The organism is Saprospira grandis str. Lewin, assembly GCF_000250635.1.
Taxonomy (GTDB): Bacteria; Bacteroidota; Bacteroidia; order Chitinophagales; family Saprospiraceae; genus Saprospira; species Saprospira grandis.
In genome coordinates this window covers 576742-595088 of the sequence record NC_016940.1, presented here as the reverse complement: position 1 = coordinate 595088, position 18347 = coordinate 576742, and the positions used below count along the sequence as shown (strand labels likewise).

The 18347-nt window shown below is 45.5% G+C and carries 17 protein-coding genes; 12 read left to right on the top strand and 5 right to left on the bottom strand.

From position 1 onward, the window contains the following. Positions 1 to 261: 261 nt before the first annotated feature. A complete protein-coding gene (locus SGRA_RS02510; protein ID WP_014373571.1) occupies positions 262 to 2484 on the bottom strand; it encodes a hypothetical protein in 2223 nt (740 codons plus the stop codon). Between the two features lie 457 nt (positions 2485 to 2941). Here SGRA_RS02510 and SGRA_RS02500 point away from each other — a divergent pair, with 457 nt between their 5' ends. From SGRA_RS02500 to SGRA_RS02485, 4 genes are all read left to right on the top strand, one after another. Further along, a complete protein-coding gene (locus SGRA_RS02500; RefSeq protein ID WP_014373569.1) occupies positions 2942 to 3601 on the top strand; it encodes a peroxiredoxin family protein in 660 nt (219 codons plus the stop codon). A 29-nt stretch (positions 3602 to 3630) separates the two neighbouring features. Then, positions 3631 to 4188, top strand: a complete 558-nt coding sequence (locus tag SGRA_RS02495; RefSeq protein ID WP_014373568.1) for a DUF420 domain-containing protein — start codon at positions 3631 to 3633, stop codon at positions 4186 to 4188. A gap of 12 nt (positions 4189 to 4200) precedes the next feature. Continuing rightward, positions 4201 to 4497 carry a hypothetical protein gene (locus SGRA_RS02490; protein WP_014373567.1) on the top strand — a complete coding sequence of 99 codons (297 nt, stop codon included), beginning with the start codon at positions 4201 to 4203 and terminating at the stop codon, positions 4495 to 4497. Positions 4498 to 4570: 73 nt separating this feature from the next. Continuing rightward, positions 4571 to 5374, top strand: a complete 804-nt coding sequence (locus SGRA_RS02485) for a sugar phosphate isomerase/epimerase family protein (protein WP_041329816.1) — start codon at positions 4571 to 4573, stop codon at positions 5372 to 5374. A gap of 321 nt (positions 5375 to 5695) precedes the next feature. Here SGRA_RS02485 and SGRA_RS02480 read toward each other — a convergent pair whose 3' ends face one another. After that, positions 5696 to 6385, bottom strand: coding sequence for a hypothetical protein (locus SGRA_RS02480; protein ID WP_014373564.1), 690 nt, complete (start codon positions 6383 to 6385; stop codon positions 5696 to 5698). Positions 6386 to 6442: 57 nt separating this feature from the next. On the opposite strand from SGRA_RS02480, the gene SGRA_RS02475 reads away from it, so the two are divergent. Together SGRA_RS02475 and SGRA_RS02470 are read left to right on the top strand one after the other, a co-directional pair. Further along, on the top strand, positions 6443 to 6904 hold the full coding sequence (locus SGRA_RS02475; protein ID WP_014373563.1) for a type I restriction enzyme HsdR N-terminal domain-containing protein: 462 nt from the start codon (positions 6443 to 6445) through the stop codon (positions 6902 to 6904). 350 nt (positions 6905 to 7254) lie between these two features. Continuing rightward, positions 7255 to 9423: a glutamine synthetase III family protein gene (locus tag SGRA_RS02470; protein ID WP_014373561.1), complete on the top strand. Its 2169-nt coding sequence runs from the start codon at positions 7255 to 7257 to the stop codon at positions 9421 to 9423. Between the two features lie 56 nt (positions 9424 to 9479). On the opposite strand, the gene SGRA_RS02465 is transcribed toward SGRA_RS02470, so the two are convergent. Both SGRA_RS02465 and SGRA_RS02460 read right to left on the bottom strand, forming a co-directional pair. Then, positions 9480 to 10394, bottom strand: a complete 915-nt coding sequence (locus SGRA_RS02465; RefSeq protein ID WP_014373560.1) for a ribonuclease Z — start codon at positions 10392 to 10394, stop codon at positions 9480 to 9482. Beyond that, entirely contained in the window at positions 10394 to 10792 is a 399-nt protein-coding gene (locus SGRA_RS02460; protein WP_014373559.1) for an STAS domain-containing protein, read from the bottom strand. Before SGRA_RS02460 ends, SGRA_RS02465 begins: the two co-directional genes overlap by 1 nt. Positions 10793 to 11242: 450 nt before the next feature. Here SGRA_RS02460 and SGRA_RS02450 point away from each other — a divergent pair, with 450 nt between their 5' ends. From SGRA_RS02450 to SGRA_RS02440, 3 genes are all read left to right on the top strand, one after another. Then, positions 11243 to 13786 (top strand): ATP-dependent Clp protease ATP-binding subunit, encoded by a 2544-nt coding sequence (locus tag SGRA_RS02450; protein WP_014373557.1) that lies wholly within the window; start codon positions 11243 to 11245, stop codon positions 13784 to 13786. A gap of 432 nt (positions 13787 to 14218) precedes the next feature. Further along, positions 14219 to 14611 carry a YbjN domain-containing protein gene (locus tag SGRA_RS02445; RefSeq protein WP_014373556.1) on the top strand — a complete coding sequence of 131 codons (393 nt, stop codon included), beginning with the start codon at positions 14219 to 14221 and terminating at the stop codon, positions 14609 to 14611. An 82-nt stretch (positions 14612 to 14693) separates the two neighbouring features. Beyond that, positions 14694 to 15482 (top strand): PspA/IM30 family protein, encoded by a 789-nt coding sequence (locus SGRA_RS02440; RefSeq protein ID WP_014373555.1) that lies wholly within the window; start codon positions 14694 to 14696, stop codon positions 15480 to 15482. Between the two features lie 66 nt (positions 15483 to 15548). On the opposite strand, the gene SGRA_RS02435 is transcribed toward SGRA_RS02440, so the two are convergent. Next, entirely contained in the window at positions 15549 to 16412 is an 864-nt protein-coding gene (locus SGRA_RS02435) for a protoglobin domain-containing protein (RefSeq protein WP_014373554.1), read from the bottom strand. A 233-nt stretch (positions 16413 to 16645) separates the two neighbouring features. On the opposite strand from SGRA_RS02435, the gene SGRA_RS02430 reads away from it, so the two are divergent. The 3 genes from SGRA_RS02430 to SGRA_RS02420 are packed head-to-tail and all read left to right on the top strand — an operon-like array spanning position 16646 to position 18154. Next, complete coding sequence (locus SGRA_RS02430) at positions 16646 to 16987, top strand: hypothetical protein (RefSeq protein ID WP_014373553.1); 342 nt, start codon at positions 16646 to 16648, stop codon at positions 16985 to 16987. A 4-nt stretch (positions 16988 to 16991) separates the two neighbouring features. Then, positions 16992 to 17360, top strand: coding sequence for a hypothetical protein (locus SGRA_RS02425; protein WP_014373552.1), 369 nt, complete (start codon positions 16992 to 16994; stop codon positions 17358 to 17360). Positions 17361 to 17371: 11 nt separating this feature from the next. Beyond that, on the top strand, positions 17372 to 18154 hold the full coding sequence (locus tag SGRA_RS02420) for a hypothetical protein (protein WP_014373551.1): 783 nt from the start codon (positions 17372 to 17374) through the stop codon (positions 18152 to 18154). Positions 18155 to 18347 lie beyond the last annotated feature (193 nt).

Genomic DNA, 18347 nt, shown 5'->3' with positions numbered 1-18347 from the left:
AGTTATCGGGCGGGTCGGGCCATTGCGCAGCTCGCAGGTCTGCTCGGCCCTTCGGCGCAAAGCGCCTTGGTCTGCCGCCTGCGGCGGCCCTGCTACAGCCCCTCAGCCTGCGGGCCTTCGGCCCTTTTTGACTGTAGGTTGAAACCTACAGCCAGATGGTATTGCTTTGCAATGATATATGGGTGAGGGTTGAAACCCTCATGAATTAAACAAAAGCTGCAGGGATTGGTCTAAGCGAATAGGGCAAAAAAAATAGGCCATTTAGGCTTGTTTTTCTCTCCAAGAACTAACCCCTTTTAGGCTAACCGTCCAAGGACCAGATTGATTTTGTTTAAAATCTAAAGCTATTTGTTGAACTTTATCTGCAATGAGCTCAGAAGACAGTTTTAGATCGAAGCGAATGCGCATAGAAGGACCCTTTTTTATACCCGACCAACTGCTGGGGTCCGCACTAATATAATTGCCAATATTAAAACTTAAGGCTTGTGCTAATTGACTAAGATCAGCACTATTGGCAGGGTCTTCTCCCTTCGCTATCCATTTATCTTTGGTGATCCCTAGAAATGTCTCTATATCATAGTTTACTACTAGTTGAACGGCAATTATTGTGGTCGCTATACATTTTTCAAACTTGGGTGCTAAGCACTTTTGCTCAATGACCGAGGCGGTTAATGATACCCCTTCATTATTATAGCCGTTTATCCATTTTTCTCCCTCATCATTGAGCGCAACAACAAAGGCTGCAGGCCTTGACTTGCCTTGAAATAAGACATTTTTCAGCGCATAATCTACTTTCAGGCGCATTTCTCCATCAAAGTTGATATAGGGGAAATCAGCATTTTTAAATGCTAATTGGACAAAGTAACTAGAGTCTTTAAATTCTGGTTTTTGAATGGCCTTATAAGCGCATCGACTCGCTTGCAAAACTATATATTCTAAACCAGCAGGAGCAGGAAGTAAGCTGATTTTAAATTTAAGCAAGTAATCTTTTTGTACTTGAATTTCAGGATTTGCTTTTAGCCGACTAATCACTGCCTTTAGTCTCTCCTCTTCTCCAAGTCCTAAAATGCTATCTTGAAAGACGCAGTCTAAAAGTTGCTGCTGTGAAAACTTTGTTTTTTTCCCATCCAAAAACTTCATTTTAGATGATAAGACTACCTCTTTAATTCGGTCATAAACAAAAAAGGCATCTTCCCCCTTTATTCCCTCCATAAATTCATGTTCTAAACTAGCGAGGAACTGATCTTTATTGATGCAGCGCTGAGGGTTTTGACGAAGAAGCGTTTTAAATTCACTGATCCAGGCTGAGCAGGCTGATCGAATCCATTTTTTTGCTTCTTCGTCTTTCATTTCAAGGAGGAGCTGCTCTTTTACAAAACATCCTGTAGACCAATTATTGGCCAACAACTCTTGTTCATTGATTTTGGCAATAGCCATATCTTCCTTAAACCAATTTTCTGCAAAGTCTTTTGGAAGTTTAGTATTGTCCACAAGTATTTTCTTCAATAATTGAGGATCATACTCTTGCTCTGCTTGAATCGCAGCGACCCAATTTTGAAATAAATAGCTGTGCAATTTAGGGTGTATCCCTTGCCTGGCAGCCGTCAAATTAGAAATGCAGGAGGTGGACTTAATTTTATACTTGAAGTATTCCTCAGCAGGCGGGAGCAAGTCGTATTCATTATTGATTTTCATTTTAATATAGCTGATTACCCCAGCTAGTTTTTCTTCTAGCAGGAGAAGATCCTTTTCTTGTTGCTCTATTAGTTCCTCCTCCGTCAAAAAGTCATCTTTGGCCAGGGCTTGGTCCAAAATGCTTTCTAGTTGCTGATAGCTAATTTTCTTTAGTAAATTCTTTTCTTTGATACTAAAGGTATTGAACCAGTTCGCCTTGATTTGATCTTCTTGGTTGTATTTGTCTAAAATGGCCAAAAAGGCCGCTAGAAAGTCTTCAACATTGGTATCAATAGGAATCGCTTTAACCTCCTTATTGAGTTGTTTACTGAGTGGACCTGGAACTTGATTGAAAAATAATACTAAATCTGAACGTAACTTAATAAGGCCAACCCCCGTTTTTAAAGCTGGCTTTTTTCCGAGTCTAGATGATACTCCTTGCTGAAGATCCGCAAAAAATAGCGCTAGTACTTTTCTGTACTGCTCCTTCGGAATCTCCTCTTCCTTAAGGGCTAAAAATAGCTGCTTCAAATTGGCCTTATCCATTTTGAGCTGCGGCTTAAAGGCCTTTAGGCCCTCTTTGGTCTTGAGCAAAGCTGCCTTTAAGCTTGGGCGATCAGGGTCCTCTGCAGGAAGCTCCTGATAAAGTGAATGCAGCTCTTGATATTGGGCCAAGGTTTCTTCATAAAGAGCTTTATCCTCTTGATACTGCTGTTGTTTTGCCAAAAAAAGTTCTCGCTGCTTCATCTGTAATAGATTTAGGTGACCAAAAAATAAACTGGATAAGAGAAAAATGGCTAATGCTTTCATCGCTTTGTTTTTGTGTTTATGTAAAAGTAGTAACTTTAGTTTGTAAACGCAAAATAAGTTTGGAGTTTTTATCAAAGGATGGCCGAAGGCCATTCGGCCTAGCGATGTGCAGCAGTGCGGCGCAGCCGCAGACCAAGGCCGTCAGGCCGCAGGGCCGAGCGAATAGCGAGCTGCGCAACGTAGCGCCGCAAGGCCGCAGGCCGCAGCGGAGGCCCCAAAATCAAAACATAAAAAAGGGGAGAAATAGGCTTACTGTAGAAAGGGTGATCTTTTGCCTAGAGTTTGCTAGAAAAAAGCGGAACTTTTGCGGAGGAAGAAAGGGCTTGTTTTTGAAAAGTTCTTCAGAGAAGCGCAAAAAAATAACTACTTTTGTGGCCTAAAATAGACAGCGAGCAAACCCAAAGGGAGAAAAGCTGTTTTGTTAAGGAAATCAAATTATACTTTAGATAAAGAGCTTATGGCTGAATCAAAACTAAAAAAAGCCCTGATCGTTTTGCCCTTGGCATTGGTGACTATTGTGTTTCCTTTGGCGGCGGTGTATATGTCGAGAGCGGGCCTAATGGATTATAAGGCGCGAAAGGCGCAGATGCGTTATTTGGCAGATTCTATTAAATTGCAAAATATTCCTTTGCAAGATACGGCCGGAGAGGCCTATCCTTTGAGCAAGTATGAGGGGCGGGTTTTGCTGCTCAACTTTTATAAGGATGGGGCAGCGGAGAATGAAAAAGTTTGGTCGGAAATGCTGCGGGTGCAGACAGAATACAGCAAAAAGACCACCCAGCGTTTGCGTTTGTTGAGTTTGCCTGTAGGGAGTGATAGTTTGAAGAGTTTGCAGCAGTTTTGGGCCAAAAATGAGTTGCCTGACCGTAACTGGCAAAGCCTAAAAGGGCGGCCTGATCAGGTATTGAATCTGGCGGTAGAAAACTGCAAATTGGGCCAAGATACTCTAGGGCAAAGCTTGGTTTTGTTTTCTATGGACCAGACGGTGGCCATGCATTATAATGCCCTAAAACCCGAGGAAATCAATCGGATGATTGAGCATATTGCGCTCTTATTGCCCGCCAAAAAGGATAGAAAAAAATTGCGTTATCAAGAAGAAAAAGAGCTCTATCAATAAGCCTTTTTCGACTATAAAAATTAAGATGTATGAGTACACCTATTGTAGATGATACCGGGGCGAAAAGTCACAAGAATCTGAATATCATCATTACGGTTATTTCGGTGGTTTTGCCTTTGGTGGTGGCCCTATTGTTTTCGGTAAAATTGGAGGTCAATTTTCCCTTTAATGTGTATTGGCTGCCAGCGATCAATGCGATGCTAAATGGCGGAACGGCTATTTTATTGGTTTTGGCCTTAGTAGCAGCCAAGCAGCATAAAATAAAGTTACACAGCCAAATGATTTATGCGGCCATGGGGTTTTCTTTGGTTTTTCTTTTGATTTATGTGCTGTATCATGTGACTACGGGGCACACAAAGTTTGGGGGAGAAGGCACGGAAAAGATAATTTATTTGTTACTTTTATTTAGCCATATTGCGCTAGCGGCTATTCAGGCGCCCTTGGTCTTATTTGCCTTTTTGTATGGTTATACGGGGCAGGTAGATCGCCACAAGCGTTTGGTGAAATTTAGCTATCCGGTTTGGTTGTATGTTTCTGTGACCGGTGTCATTTGTTATTATATGATTGCGCCTTATTATCCTGCCTAAATTCTATGCTCTATGAAAGCGATAAAAAAATATTTGTATCTATTTAGTCTAGCCTTATCCTTGTTTCTGGTGGTAGCTCCTCAGCAGGAGTTGGCGGCACAATGTCCTATGTGCCGGATGTCGGCAGAATCTGACCTGAAGTCAGGAGGGACCAAAGCCAAGGGCTTGAACAATGGTATTTTGTATATGCTCATCTTGCCTTATATCTTGATGGGGACCATTGGTTTTATTTGGTACCGCAACCAGCGGCAGGTAGGGCAGCAGCAGCAATTTAAGGATTTGCGTCTGCTCTTAGAGCCTTTAGATTAAACTGAACAAGCGTTTAAAGTTTGGCCCAATTTTCGATTGAAAGTTGGGCTTTTTTCATGTTTCAATGGCTTTTATGCAAACGTTTTCTGTTTCGGCTTCGGTCCTTAATTTTAGCCCAGAGGTGGCTGATCATTTCAATAAACTGGGTATTGGCGTAGAGCTGTCGGCTTTTTCGCTGCCCTATAATTTGGCTGCCGATCGTTTGCCTACTCTAGTGGAGCAGACGGCCAAGTTGTTGGCCAATTTTAAGGGACCAGTAAGTATGCACGGGCCATTTTTCGATATGAATCCTATAGCTAGAGATCCTTGGATTTTGGAGGTTTGCCAGAAACGGATGCTGCAAAGTTTGGAGTTGGCCGACCGTCTGGGGGCCCGCCAATTGGTCTTTCACGCCAATTATGTTCCGCATCGGGCCAAGGAGCACGACCGCATTTTTGTAGAGAAGCAGCTAGATTATTGGCCCAGTCTTGTTCGGGCGGCTGAGCGCTATGATATTCGGCTTTTGCTAGAAAATACCCGAGAGCATAGCCCCAAGCTGTTATATAATATTTTGGCGCCCATCAATTCTTCGCATTTTAAGGCTTGCCTAGATACTGGGCATACGCATTGTTTTACCCACTCTAAGCTTCCGCTAAAAGATTGGCTTTTGGGCCTAGGCGAGCAGTTGGCCTATGTGCATTTGCATGCCAATCATGGCGAGCGAGATGAGCATTTGGCTTATACGGATGGCAATCAGGATTTTTCTGGCTTTTTTGAGGGGTTGCAAGCGCTGCCCGAATGGCCCGATTTGATTATTGAGGTAAAAACGCGAACGGCTTTTTTACGCTCTTTGGGGGCTTTGCAGCGGGCGGGCTATTTAGCTCCAGCTTATGTCTAATGTTAGATTTTGGGGCCCGCGGCCGGCTAGCCGGCCGCCGCTATGCTGCGCCGCTCGCAGGTCTGCTCGGCCCTGCAGCCCTGCGGACTTTGGTCTGGCCCTGCGGGCCACGGCTGCGCAGCGCTGGGCCTTCAGCGGCCCTTCGGGCCTTCGCAAAAGTGGTATTCCTCGCTTCGCTCGTCATGCTTAGTCACGACCCCGCCCACCCGCCCCTCCAATGGATTCCCTAAGGAATCCATTGGGGGCTTGTTTGCGGGAGCCATTTAAGATATTCTCTAGGGCCAAAAAAAAGAGCAAACCCAAAGGGTTGCTCTTTTTTCTTTACTTCAACTTTCGCCCTTGGGGGTCAATCAACTTTCGTCTCTTGATGGTCCAAGTCTGCGGCTTAAGGTAAGCATATTGTTTAGAGGGCGACAGCCGGAAAGTAAACTCAAAATGCTTATGATGTTTATTTTGTTCGGGGTAGAAAAAACTGCTTTGTCCGTTAATTTGCAATTCCACTTGGGCCAGATTTTCGCCTTTGGGGAGCTTACAATTATAATGGAGGGGAGCATAAGTCTGGGCTAATTTTTCTCGTTCTTCTGCCGTTCCTGCTCTTCGGATTTTACCTCTTTCCTCAATGCTGGCCAGCAGTTTATCTTGGTCTTGGCGGCAATAAAAGCTATCATTAACAATCAGGCTACCAATTTCTTTGGGGGCGGCTTGGGCCGAAAGTGCATTGATGCAAAGCGATAAATTTTCTGGGCCCTGACTGAGCGAATCTGATTGGACCAAAAAGCTATCAATTTGATAGTCAGATTGTAAGAAGAGCTTATCTCCTCGGGCCTTCCAGTTGCCCTCGGCGCTCAATCTGGCCCATTTCTCAATGCGAACATATTCAAACCTTCCCTTTTCTTTTAAAGAAAGTTGGATTTCTATATCCTTATCCTTATATATATAAGTACCTTCTTGAGCCCAAACTGAGGAAATAGCAATAAAAAGCAGGGGAAACATCCAGAAAAATTTTTGCATAGTTCTTTTCTTTGTTGTTTAGAATTACTGCACATTCTTGCAAAAACTGCGCCCAGCATGAAATCATTAGAGGTCCCTTTGCTTGCCTATCAAGAGCAGCTACAAATTCGGACAGAGGGAGAACAAAAACAAATATTTGACCCCGTCCGCCGAAAATGGTTGGTCCTACAAGCCGAAGAATGGCTGCGCCAACTTTGGATCCAGTACCTCAAGACCGAAAAAGCCTACCCCTTTAGCAAAATGCAGGTAGAAAAAGGCTTGGCCGTTTATGGCCAAAAGCGGCGAACAGATTTGCTTTTATTTGATAAAAATACCCAGCCCTTGGTCCTTTTTGAGCTCAAGGCGCCTCGGCAAAGCCTAAATGCAGTGGTATTGGACCAAATTATGCGCTACAACAGCAGCCTACAAATGCCCTACCTCATTATTTCTAATGGGCGGCAAAACTATGGCTTTGTCTGGAACCCCAAATTAAAAGAGTATGAAGTTTTGGGGGAAATTCCATTTTACGCTGAAAATTAAGAGGGAACTTACTATCTTAACTACTTGATTTAGCCCCAACTACTTCTGCTCGAGCAAAGCGGGGCCAATTGGCCTAGCGATGTGGAGGGGGGCGGCGAAGCCGCAGACCCAGCCGCCAAAGGCGGCGCAGGGCCGAGCAGACCTGCGAGCCCCGAAACGTAGCGCCTGCCGTAGGCAGGAGGCCCCAAAAAAAGAAAAAACAGCTAACAATAAAAAAGAGTAACTTTTAATTAAAAATGAGGAGAGAGCAGCTCCCAAGCTCCATTCGGAACTCAGAAAAGCATTTTCGGTGGACCAAGAGAGCCCGTTTGACCCTGTAAATTTAGCACTCTATTATTATGAGTAAATCCATGCGTTTTTCCGCATTAGAAAGTCTGCTAGCCCGCGAAAATACCCCCGTACAAACGCCTAGCAGCCGTATTTCAGACTATTTTGCTAGCCAGGTTTTTGGCAAAAAAGCCATGCAAGAATTTTTGCCAGCCCGGATTTACAAACAAGTCATCCAAACGATTGAATCTGGGGAGAACCTAGACCGTGAAACTGCCGACCACATTGCCGATGCAATGCGCAATTGGGCCAGCTCTAAAGGCGTGACGCATTATGCGCACTGGTTTCAACCCCTTACTGGCCGCACGGCCGAAAAACACGACTCTTTCTTTACTTTAGATGGCCAAGGCGCCGCTATTGAAGAGTTTAGAGGCGAGGCGCTCGTCCAACAAGAACCCGATGGCTCTAGCTTTCCTGGCGGAGGCTTGCGCTCTACTTTTGAGGCTCGTGGATATACCGCCTGGGATCCCAGTTCTCCCGCTTTTATTTTGGAGGTAGGAGACGATAAGACACTTTGTATTCCAACTATTTTTGTCACCTATGGGGGACAATCACTAGATTATAAATTGCCTTTGCTCAAATCGCAATCTTGCTTAGAAAAGGCGGCGGTAAAGGTTTGTCAGCTTTTTGATCCTGCCGTACAAAAGGTGTATGCGACCTTGGGCTGGGAGCAAGAGTATTTTTTGATTGATGAGGCCCTTTATGAGGCTCGTCCCGATTTGCGCTTTACGGGCCGCACCCTTTTGGGCCGTTCGGCACCCAAGGGGCAGCAATTAGATGACCACTACTTTGGTTCTATTCCAGAGCGAGCCTATGCTTATATGCGTGATTTGGAGGTAGAATGCCATAAATTGGGCATTCCCGTCCGTACTCGCCACAATGAGGTGGCTCCTTCTCAGTATGAGTTGGCCCCTCAATATGAGGAAATCAATGTGGCTGTAGACCACAACCAATTGTTGATGGATTTGATGGACCGCATTGCGCGCCGACATAAGTTGCGGGTGCTTTTGCATGAAAAACCCTATGCCAATGTGAACGGCTCGGGCAAGCACAATAACTGGTCAATTGCTACGGATACGGGCAAAAATCTTTTGTCTCCAGGTAAAAACCCAGGTAAAAACCTACAGTTTTTGACCTTCTTCGTCAATACCATTCGGGCCGTATATGAACATGCAGATTTGTTGCGGGCCAGTATTGCCTCTGCTTCTAACGACCACCGTTTGGGGGCCAATGAAGCGCCTCCCGCTATTATTTCTGTCTTTGTTGGAGAAGCCTTGACCAAGGTTTTAGATGCCATTGAAGAAGGCGATAGCACCGAGGCCGAAGTGAATCGGGTGTTCTCTTTGCTGAGCAAAATTCCCGATCTTGAGAAGGATAATACCGACCGTAACCGGACCTCTCCCTTTGCCTTTACCGGAAACAAATTTGAGATTCGAATGGTGGGCTCTACGGCCAACTGTGCCGGCCCAATGACCATTATGAATAGCATTATGGGCCAGCAGCTAGAAAACTTCTATGCAGATGTGGAAGCCCTAAAAGCGGCTGGACAATCGCAGCAGTCGGCTATTTTGCAAGTCATCAAGCGCTATATTGTGGAGTCGAAGCCTATCCGCTTTGAAGGCGATAACTATAGTGATGAATGGAAAGAAGAGGCAAAAAGCCGTGGCTTGAATAACTTCATGACCACTCCAGAGGCCCTTACTGCTTATGCTACGGATAAGGCTAAGGCGCTATTTACCAGCACCAAGGTCCTTTCTGAAGAAGAGTTGGCCGCCCATTTGGAGGTCCGTTTAGAAAGCTATGCTTTGCAACTGCAAATTGAGTCGAGAATTTTGGCCGAAATGGTGGTGAATCAAGTGATTCCCGCTGCCGTTCGCTACCAAAATAGCTTGGCCCAAAATGCCTTGCAGCTCAAGCAATTGGGTCTAGATGAAACTAGCTATGCCGCTCAAAAAGAGCTGCTGGCCGAGCTTTCAGAGGGAATTTCGGCCCTAAAAACAAAGGCCTATGCCATGAAGCAGCTTCGTGTGAAAGCAGGCCAACTAGAGGCCGAAGAAATGGCCCATACTTATTGTAATGAGGTAAAACCTTTGATGGATGAAATCCGTGCGGTTTCTGATCAATTAGAAGGTTTGGTTGATGATCAAGAATGGCCTTTCTTGAAATATCGCGAAATGATGTTTATGAGCTAAAACTCGTAAATAGGCCAAAAAAAAGCGGATCCACTTTAGTGGATCCGCTTTTTGCTTTAAACGCTATATGTTTTGCCTTCTTCGGCAGCTGCCGTTTGGGCAAATTCGCTTTGGGCTTCTTCTAAAAGCGCTTTTGTATCTTGATAGCGAGTAGAAAAATGCCCAATCAATAGCTTTTTGACCTGGGCCAATTTGGCCATTTCTCCGGCCTGCTTGGCGGTGCTATGCCCCGTCTTTTTTGCATTTTTGAGCAGCTCATGCAAAAATGTAGCCTCATGATAAAGTAAATCTACACCCCGAATGAGCTCCGCCAAAGGCGGATGAAAAGCCGTATCCGAACAATAGGCATAAGTTCGGGGCGGGGGAGGAGGCGTGCAAAGTTCTTCATGCGGCCAAAATTTACCTTCGGCATCCGTAAATCCTCCGCCCGCTTTAATGGCCGGAATTTGCCGAAAGGGAATATCCAACTCCAAAATGCGATCTTTACGCATATTCGGATGCGCCGGCTTTTCCTTAAAGAGAAAACCCTGACAAGCCAGCCGATGCGCCAAAGGCAAACTAAAAACCTGAAAACTTGGGGTATCTAATAGCAATTCCGATTGCTCCGAATCACATTCCCGAATTTCCAAAGGATAGCTCAAGTGAGCATTCATTAGGCGCATCTGAACCTCCACCCACTCCCGAATTCCTTTGGGGCCATACAGCCGCAGCTTCTTTTTTCGCTGATTCAAGCCAAAAGACATCAATAAACCCATTAGGCCCAAAACATGATCTCCATGCAAATGGCTAATGAAAATATCTTTAATCTGAAAGGCCTTCACTTGATAGCGCTGCACAGCAATCTGGCAACCCTCCCCACAATCAATCAGGCAATAATGCTCCCGAATATTCAAAAATTGAGAAGAGGTAAAACTCTTATAAGTAGGTAGGGCCGCATTGCAGCCCAAAATGCTCACTTCAAAACGCATCATTATAGTTCGTCTTCTTCAGCTGGCGTTTCATTTTCTAACTGAGAACGCAGGGCTTGCATCATGACCCATTTTACAGCCTGTTCCAAATTTTCCTTGATGTCCAAAACGCTATCTAGGCGCGAAATGCTAATCAAGGTTTTTACACTGGGGTGCTCTACGCCCGTAAGCACAAATTGCCCCCCCTCTTCCGTCCACAAACGGTTACCTGTCAAAATGGCACTCAATCCAGACGAATCGACATATTTCACTGCCGATAAATCCAAGATCAAATTTTTGTTTCCGGCATTCTTCAACAGAATCAATTCCGATTTTAGTTCAGGGGCTTTCAAAGAATTCAAATTTTCTTCCTGAAGGCTGACTAGAGCGTACTCTTCTGACTTTTCTACTGCGTATTTCATGGTCTATTTTCTTTTCTGGTTCTATTCAATATTAGGTCCTTTTCTATAAAAAATCTAGCCATTTTTGGCCATTATGGACCCTTTTTTGTCTTTTCTGCTTTTAAGGATTTGGGGCCTCCGCCTCGCTTCGCTCCTCGGCGCTACGCTTCGGGGCTCGCTGTTCGCTCGGCCCTTCGCCGCTTTCAGCGGCTCGGTCTGCCCCTGCGGGCCACCCGCTTCGCATCGCTAGGCCTGCGGCGGCTTTGCCGCCTGCAAAACCCCAAAAAAGGACCAAAGCCCTCAAAAGTATAGGGCCTAAAATAAAAATAAATTCTTTCGATTTCAGAAAATAATCTTTAATATTGGACAGTCAAGACAGATGGCCAAATCTTTTTAAAGCGGCTTGCGTTTATAAAAGTGAGGCCCATTGCGCTTACACACCCAATTTTAGAAAATAACCTTAGTTTGAATATGCCTGATAATCGCTTTTCTCCCAAAGTCAAAGAGGTCATTTCTTTCTCTAGAGAAGAAGCCCTTCGCTTTGGACACGACCAAATTGGAACCGAACACCTTTTGCTCGGTATCCTTCAGGATGAACAGAGCCTGGCCGTTGCCGTCCTCCAATCTTTAGATGTGGATGTTTCGGACTTGCGCCAAGCCATTGAAGATTCTGTCCAGAAAACACAACGCAGAGAACGCCCCTCTTACACAGTAGGCAATCTGCCCCTTACTCGCCAAGCCGAAAAGGTGCTTAAAATTACCTTTTTGGAGGCCAAACGCATGAAAAATGAATTGGTCGGCACAGAGCATATTTTGCTCTCTCTTCTTAAGTATCCCGAAAATCTAGCTGCTCGTGTTTTGCAGGAGTTTGAGATTGATTATGATGGCTATAAGGCAGAGCTAGATTATTTGCTCGCCGAAAGCAATCCCAATTTGTTAGATGCCGCAGGTGGAGAAGATGAGTTTGAGGAAGAAGGAGGTAGCCGTGGAGGCAACCGTGGCCGTGCCGCTGGCGGAGCCGCCAAGGGCAAATCACATACTCCCGTACTCGATAATTTTGGCCGAGATATTACCAAATTGGCCGAAGAGGATAAATTGGACCCCATTATTGGCCGCGAAAAGGAAATTGAACGCCTTTCGCAAATTTTGTCTCGCCGTAAAAAGAATAACCCTATTCTCATTGGAGAACCTGGGGTAGGAAAAACCGCTGTCGTAGAGGGTCTGGCCCTCCGCATTCAGCAGCGCAAAGTGTCTAGAACACTTTTTGACAAGCGCATTGTGATGTTGGACCTAGCTGCTTTGGTCGCCGGGACCAAATATCGCGGGCAGTTTGAAGAGCGGATGAAGGCCATTATGACGGAACTAGAAAAATCTAGAGATGTCATCCTCTTTATTGATGAAATTCATACCATTGTAGGCGCTGGTGGGGCCACAGGCTCGCTAGATGCTTCTAATATTTTTAAGCCCGCTCTTGCTCGTGGAGAACTCCAATGTATTGGTGCCTCTACCTTGGATGAGTACCGTCAGTACATTGAGAAAGATGGCGCCCTAGATCGTCGTTTCCAAAAAGTAATCATCGAGCCGCCTTCTCCAGAAGAAGCTATTCATATCTTGAGCAATATTCGAGAGAAATATGAGGCCTTCCATCATGTAGAATATACAGATGAAACCCTAGAGGCTTGTGTAAAACTTTCTGACCGCTATATCTCTGATCGTTTCTTGCCCGATAAGGCCATTGATGTGATGGATGAAGTGGGCGCTCGGGTACACCTCAAAAATATCCATGTGCCTAAGCACATTATGGAGCTAGAGGCTGAGATTGAACAAGTGAAGGAAGAAAAGAACCAAGCTGTTCGAGACCAAGAATATGAAAAAGCGGCCAACTTCCGCGATAGCGAGTCTAAGTTGATTCGTCAGCTAGAGCAGGCCCGCATTGATTGGGAGGAAGAGTCGAAGAGCAAGCGTTATCCAGTAACTATTGAAGACATTGCCGAGGTGGTGTCTATGATGACTGGAATTCCCGTAAGCAATGTAGCCGAAAGCGAAAGCGTCAAGCTATTGAGCATGGGCCAAGACCTCAAGGATAATGTAATTGGTCAGGATGAAGCCATCGTGAAGATTACCAAAGCCATTCAGCGGAACCGTGTGGGCCTAAAAGATCCGAACAAGCCAATTGGAACCTTTATTTTCCTCGGTCCAACTGGGGTGGGTAAAACAGAATTGGCCAAAGTATTGGCTCGTCAGATGTTTGACTCAGAAGATGCCTTGATCCGCATTGATATGAGTGAATACATGGAGAAATTCTCTGTGAGCCGTCTTATTGGAGCGCCTCCCGGCTACGTAGGATATGAAGAAGGGGGACAATTGACGGAGAAAGTTCGTCGCAAGCCTTATTCTGTTATTCTTTTGGATGAGATCGAAAAAGCGCATCCCGATATCTTTAATATCTTGTTGCAGGTATTGGATGATGGCCAGCTAACCGATGGTTTGGGCCGCAAAGTGGACTTTAAAAACACTTTGATCATCATGACCTCAAATGTTGGGGTTCGTCGCTTGAAAGACTTTGGAACTGGAGTAGGTTTTTCTACTAAGGCCAGAGAAGAAGCTGCTGCAGATGAAGCCAAGGGCGTAATTCAAAATGCACTCAAGCGGACCTTCTCTCCTGAGTTTTTGAACCGTATTGATGATGTGATTGTCTTTAACTCTTTGGGTAAAGAAGAAATCTTCAGAATCATTGATTTGAGTTTGAAAAACTTGTACAAGCGAGTAGAAGAGCTAGGCTACAAATTGCAATTGACCGATGAGGCCAAAGACTTTTTGGCTGAAAAAGGCTACGATCCGCAGTTTGGTGCTCGTCCATTGAACAGAGCAATTCAAAAGTACTTGGAAGATCCTTTGGCGGAGTTTATTCTCAACCACAAAAATGAATTGGCAGAAGGCAGTTTGCTAGAAGCTAGTTTGAATAAAGAACAAGAGGTAGTGATTAGCATTTTCTCTGAAGAAGAAAGCAAGTAGGTCCAGTTGGGCCAAGCGCAAAAGAGCTAGCAATATTTGCTAGCTCTTTTTTTGTTTAGCTCGTCGAGCTGGCCTAGCGATGTGCAGCAGTGGCCCGAAGGGCCAGACCAAAGCCCGAAGGGCTGAAGGGCCGAGCGAATAGCGAGCTGCGGAACGTAGCGCCGCAAGGCGTAGCCGCAGCGGAGGCCCCAAAACAGCAGCGAGCTGCGAAACGACAACAAGCCCTTTAGGGCGCAGTTCGACGACCAAAGGGAGTAACCGCCGCCTTTTATAAAAGCGGAGGCCCAAAATAAAATAATAAAAAAGAAGTATTAAAAGCCTATTATTTTGTAAATCTAACTTTGATAGTCCGACGAAAATCTACTATATTAGCCAGAGAGCAGGGGCAAGGAGCAACTGACTATTATATTCAATCACAATAACCGCATCCCTATGAATAGCTTTGAGAAAGTGAAGAATTATCTGCTGGATATGGGCCATGAAATTAGCCATGAAAGCGTAGAGGATAATCTCTTTGTATTAAACAATGAAAATCAGGGTATTTGTAACCTAATGCTGGATTGCGAGGGCGATGTCCTTGTTATGGAGCAGCATATTTTTGATATTGAGGAAAAAGACGCTGCTTTTTTGAAGCGTTTGCTACAGATTAACCGCGAACTCATTCATGGCGCCTTTGTTTTGGATGAGGAGGGCCGTCGGGTACTTTTCCGCGACACTTTGGCCCTAGAAAACTTGGACCGCAACGAATTGGAGTCTTCAATTAACGCCATGGCAATTGCTTTGGTGGAGCATGCTGAAGAATTTATGGACGTAGCGGCCAAATAATTGAACTTTTTCCCTTTATTTATCATCTTATCTAAGTGAGCGCCTTAAACGCTCTTCTTCTATCAATTAAACTATCTGACCTATGTGGCAATTTTTGAAGCGCTTGTTCCGCCTTGGTAAAGCCGAAGCCAACTCTGCCCTTGATAAACTAGAGAATCCCATCAAAATGACAAAGCAGGGGATTCGCGATTTGAAAACGGACCTAGACAAGAGCCTGCAAAGTTTGGCGGAGGTGAAAGCAATTGCTATTCGTACCAACCGCGAAGTACAAACTTACAAGCAAAATGCAGACGATTACGAAAAGAAAGCGATGGCTTTATTGAAAAGAGGCCAATCTGGACAAATGGAAGCGGCCGAGGCTGAGCGTCTAGCAACAGAGGCTTTGGCTCGTCGTGAAGAAAACCTCAAGCTATACCAAACTGCTCTTCAGAACAAGAAGAAGTATGACGGTATGGTAACGACTATGGAGGGCAAAATTCGTACGCTCAAGAGCCAAATCGCAAAATGGGAGAACGAATTGCGCAGCCTAGAAGCTCGTGATAAAGTGAGTAAGGCAACCACCAAACTCAACAAACAATTGACGAATATTGACTCTTCTGGAACTATGAGCATGCTAGAGCGCATGAAAGAGAAAGTAGAGGAGCAAGAGTCTTTGGCAGAAGCTTATGGCGAAATGGCCGATGAGAGCAAAACCATTGACGACGAAATTGATACTGCACTCAATGATCCTACCGTAACTGCTTCTGCAGCTTTGGATGATCTTAAGCGCAAAATGGGTATGCTTCCCGCTCAGGAGGAACGCATCGAAATTAAGGAAAAAAGCGATGTGACCATCAAAATTGAGGTGGATGACAAAAATAAAGGCGCTTAATAAAAAGTGGCCTAGCGCATAGATAAAAAAAGTCGCTCCCAAATTTTGGGAGCGACTTTTTCTGTTTTAGGAGGCGGCAATGCGCAATCCTGAAATTTCAAAGGCGGAAGTCAGGGCCTCTTTCATGCTGCCGCTGGTTTCAATTTCATCTAATTGAATGCCCAGCTCTACAATGGTTTGGGCCACGGCTGGCGAAATGCCCGATAAAATACAGCGGCAACCCATTAGTCGGCTGGCCTTACTAATTTTGAGGAGATGATTGGCCACGGCCGTATCCATAATGGCCACTCCACTAATGTCTAAAATAAAAACCTTGGCCTGCTTTTCGGCAATTTGGCCCAAAACGGTTTCCATAATATCCTTAGATCGCTTAGAATCCATAATGCCCACAATGGGCAAAAAGAGAATTTCTTCCCAAATTTGAGCAACAGGGGTCGATAAAGATGCGTTTTGCAATTCTAAGACCTCATTAGAAATTGAATTGTAGCGATCAACGACTAAAGCCGTATCCAAGTTGAGCAATTCATCATAGGCGCTCAATAAATCAAAGGAAGCAATTTTTTCTTGTCGAAAAAGGGCCTTAAACAAATGAGAAAAGAGAATAATGCCATCATAATAAAGGTCCATAGGCAAACCTACCCGAGCATGCACCTCGCCAATTCGCTTTCGGTCCTGAATGTAACGATCGTCTACCTCTGCCGCCCAAAAGCTCTGCCAATACCGTAGGTGTAGGCTTTTGAGGTGCTCAATTTGGGCCTCCGATTCATAGTAGGCCGCAAATTTGCGGTGGCTGAGCATACGCTCGTAAAAGCTATCAATCAGTTGAGGAAGTTGGGGGGTGATTTGGGGACTAACAGAACGAATTTGCCCTAAAGTCTCCTCACTAATATAGAAGTGGAGCTTGTAGGCTTCGGCTGTAAATGTCTGCATATTATGGTTTTATATCAAAGAAGGGCTATCCTGACTATTGGCTGAATAGCTTTATTTAGTTCCTAACAACTTAAAGAGGGGATTGTCTTGCTTGGGTCACTTTTTTGAGATCGAAAACAGCTAGTTTTCTATGAGTTAACCGCTATTTTCGACTAAATGCCTTCGATTTATTATTTTTGTTCTTCTTATCCAATAGCCCCGTTAAAAATCGGCTATCTTTAAATCAAAATATTATGTTATCTACCTTAGTTCAGTTGCTCTTTGCCCTTAGTTTTTTGGGCCCTGCTCAAGAGTTGCCCCAGCCCCAAGAAGCGGCCAAAAAAGTTTGCGATTGTGCCGAAAGTACCGAGCTGATTGCCAAGGAGGCGGCTTTTCGGGCGGCTCCCCAAACAGCTGCTCGAGGCGAATATCTTACGGCTTTTAAAAGCTTTCATCAGTGTGCCGATTTTAATGGGATGCAAACGAGCTTGCGCGAATTGCCCGCCCGAGAACGCGCCTTATTTGAGGGCCAACTAGAGGAGGCCATTGCCGCTAGTTGCCCCGATTTGGCCCAATTACTGACCAAACTCCGCTAAATTTATGCGTCCTCTTTTTTTTTCCATTTTTGCCCTAACTTTAACGGCCTGCCAGCCCTCGCCCGATGAACTCGCGCGGCATTTGGCCAAAGATTGGTGCGATTGTAATCGAGTCCTTTTGCCCCTTTACGATAGCCTCGAGCAACAAAATAGCCCCGGCCAAAAATTGCAACTCCTAGATAGTATGCAACTCAAAGTGGCTGAAAATGTGGCCTGCCTAGGAGGCGAGCAACTCTTGCAAGAACTAGAGCAAAAACTCAATCGCCAAAACCGAGAACTGCTCATCCGACAGTTTGAACAACAACAGGCCGAACAATGCCCCGAGCTCCTTCGCCTACAAGAACGCATGCAACACACGGTCCCATCTAATTAAAAATAGCCTATATGTCTACTTCCTCCTCTGCCTGGTTAGAGCAATTTCAACTCTGTCTGCAGTGCCAAAATTTGGCCCTCTTTCAACAACTTTGGGCCAATGATGCCCTAGAAGATGCCCCTTTTTTATCGGCCGCCGACTTTTTTCAAACTTGCCTAGAACTAGGCGATGCCATCCGCCTAGGCGAAGAAGAACGCCTCAATGAACATCAACTTTTAGTAGAGGTGGAGTTTTATCTGGGCCAAAATGAACGCTACAATGATAGCCTTTGGCTCCTTTTGGTCGAGGAAGCCGCCGGCCTGAAAATTTGGGCCGCTGCCGAATCTGCCGCCGCCGAAGCCCTCAAAATGCTGGGGACGGAACAAGAAGAGGAATCTGAAAAAATAATCGATTTGCCCCTAGCCGAAGAGGAAGTTAGTGATTTTTTAAGCCATTTTGAACAGCTTTTAACCGAGGAGGATATGCCCGGCCTAGAGGCCCGCTGCTGCTCTAAGGCCTTTAATCACAATTTGGCCGGCCCCGGTGGCTTGGCCGTAGAAGAATTTTGCCGCCTCCGAGCGCTCTACCGCTGGAGCCTACAGGCTTGGCCCGATTATGCCACCGAATTTAAGGAAGAAAAAGCCCTTTTGCTGCCTATTAGCTGCAATCATCCGCAGGCCGCCCGCTATAATCGCGAGCTCTTGCTCTTGCTGATTTATCAAGATGAATGGAAAATTTTAGGCATTGGCGCCGAGCTCCGAGAGATGCGCCACCTCTTCCTCAGCTTCAAACAAGGCTTGCTAGTCAAACGATAAGATAATAGAGAGTAGACCAGTTGGTTGCTCTCTTTTTTTTTGTTTTGGGGCCCGCGGCCGGCTCGGCTGCGCCTCGGTCGGCCGCCGCTATGCTTCGCCGCTCGCAGGTCTGCTCGGCCCTGCGTTTTTTTCGCTACGCTCAAAAAACTGGGTCTGGCCCTGCGGGCCACGGCTGCGCAGCGCTGGGCCATGG

What these genes read in the sequence shown, in the direction of transcription:
- SGRA_RS02510 (WP_014373571.1), bottom strand. Translation starts at nt 2,484, where the DNA reads ATGAAAGCATTAGCCATTTTTCTCTTATCCAGTTTATTTTTTGGTCAC.
- SGRA_RS02500 (WP_014373569.1), top strand. Translation starts at nt 2,942, where the DNA reads ATGGCTGAATCAAAACTAAAAAAAGCCCTGATCGTTTTGCCCTTGGCA.
- SGRA_RS02435 (WP_014373554.1), bottom strand. Translation starts at nt 16,412, where the DNA reads ATGCAGACATTTACAGCCGAAGCCTACAAGCTCCACTTCTATATTAGT.
- SGRA_RS02490 (WP_014373567.1), top strand. Translation starts at nt 4,201, where the DNA reads ATGAAAGCGATAAAAAAATATTTGTATCTATTTAGTCTAGCCTTATCC.
- SGRA_RS02470 (WP_014373561.1), top strand. Translation starts at nt 7,255, where the DNA reads ATGCGTTTTTCCGCATTAGAAAGTCTGCTAGCCCGCGAAAATACCCCC.
- SGRA_RS02440 (WP_014373555.1), top strand. Translation starts at nt 14,694, where the DNA reads ATGTGGCAATTTTTGAAGCGCTTGTTCCGCCTTGGTAAAGCCGAAGCC.
- SGRA_RS02460 (WP_014373559.1), bottom strand. Translation starts at nt 10,792, where the DNA reads ATGAAATACGCAGTAGAAAAGTCAGAAGAGTACGCTCTAGTCAGCCTT.
- SGRA_RS02445 (WP_014373556.1), top strand. Translation starts at nt 14,219, where the DNA reads ATGAATAGCTTTGAGAAAGTGAAGAATTATCTGCTGGATATGGGCCAT.
- SGRA_RS02420 (WP_014373551.1), top strand. Translation starts at nt 17,372, where the DNA reads ATGTCTACTTCCTCCTCTGCCTGGTTAGAGCAATTTCAACTCTGTCTG.
- SGRA_RS02480 (WP_014373564.1), bottom strand. Translation starts at nt 6,385, where the DNA reads ATGCAAAAATTTTTCTGGATGTTTCCCCTGCTTTTTATTGCTATTTCC.
- SGRA_RS02495 (WP_014373568.1), top strand. Translation starts at nt 3,631, where the DNA reads ATGAGTACACCTATTGTAGATGATACCGGGGCGAAAAGTCACAAGAAT.
- SGRA_RS02450 (WP_014373557.1), top strand. Translation starts at nt 11,243, where the DNA reads ATGCCTGATAATCGCTTTTCTCCCAAAGTCAAAGAGGTCATTTCTTTC.
- SGRA_RS02465 (WP_014373560.1), bottom strand. Translation starts at nt 10,394, where the DNA reads ATGATGCGTTTTGAAGTGAGCATTTTGGGCTGCAATGCGGCCCTACCT.
- SGRA_RS02425 (WP_014373552.1), top strand. Translation starts at nt 16,992, where the DNA reads ATGCGTCCTCTTTTTTTTTCCATTTTTGCCCTAACTTTAACGGCCTGC.
- SGRA_RS02430 (WP_014373553.1), top strand. Translation starts at nt 16,646, where the DNA reads ATGTTATCTACCTTAGTTCAGTTGCTCTTTGCCCTTAGTTTTTTGGGC.
- SGRA_RS02475 (WP_014373563.1), top strand. Translation starts at nt 6,443, where the DNA reads ATGAAATCATTAGAGGTCCCTTTGCTTGCCTATCAAGAGCAGCTACAA.
- SGRA_RS02485 (WP_041329816.1), top strand. Translation starts at nt 4,571, where the DNA reads ATGCAAACGTTTTCTGTTTCGGCTTCGGTCCTTAATTTTAGCCCAGAG.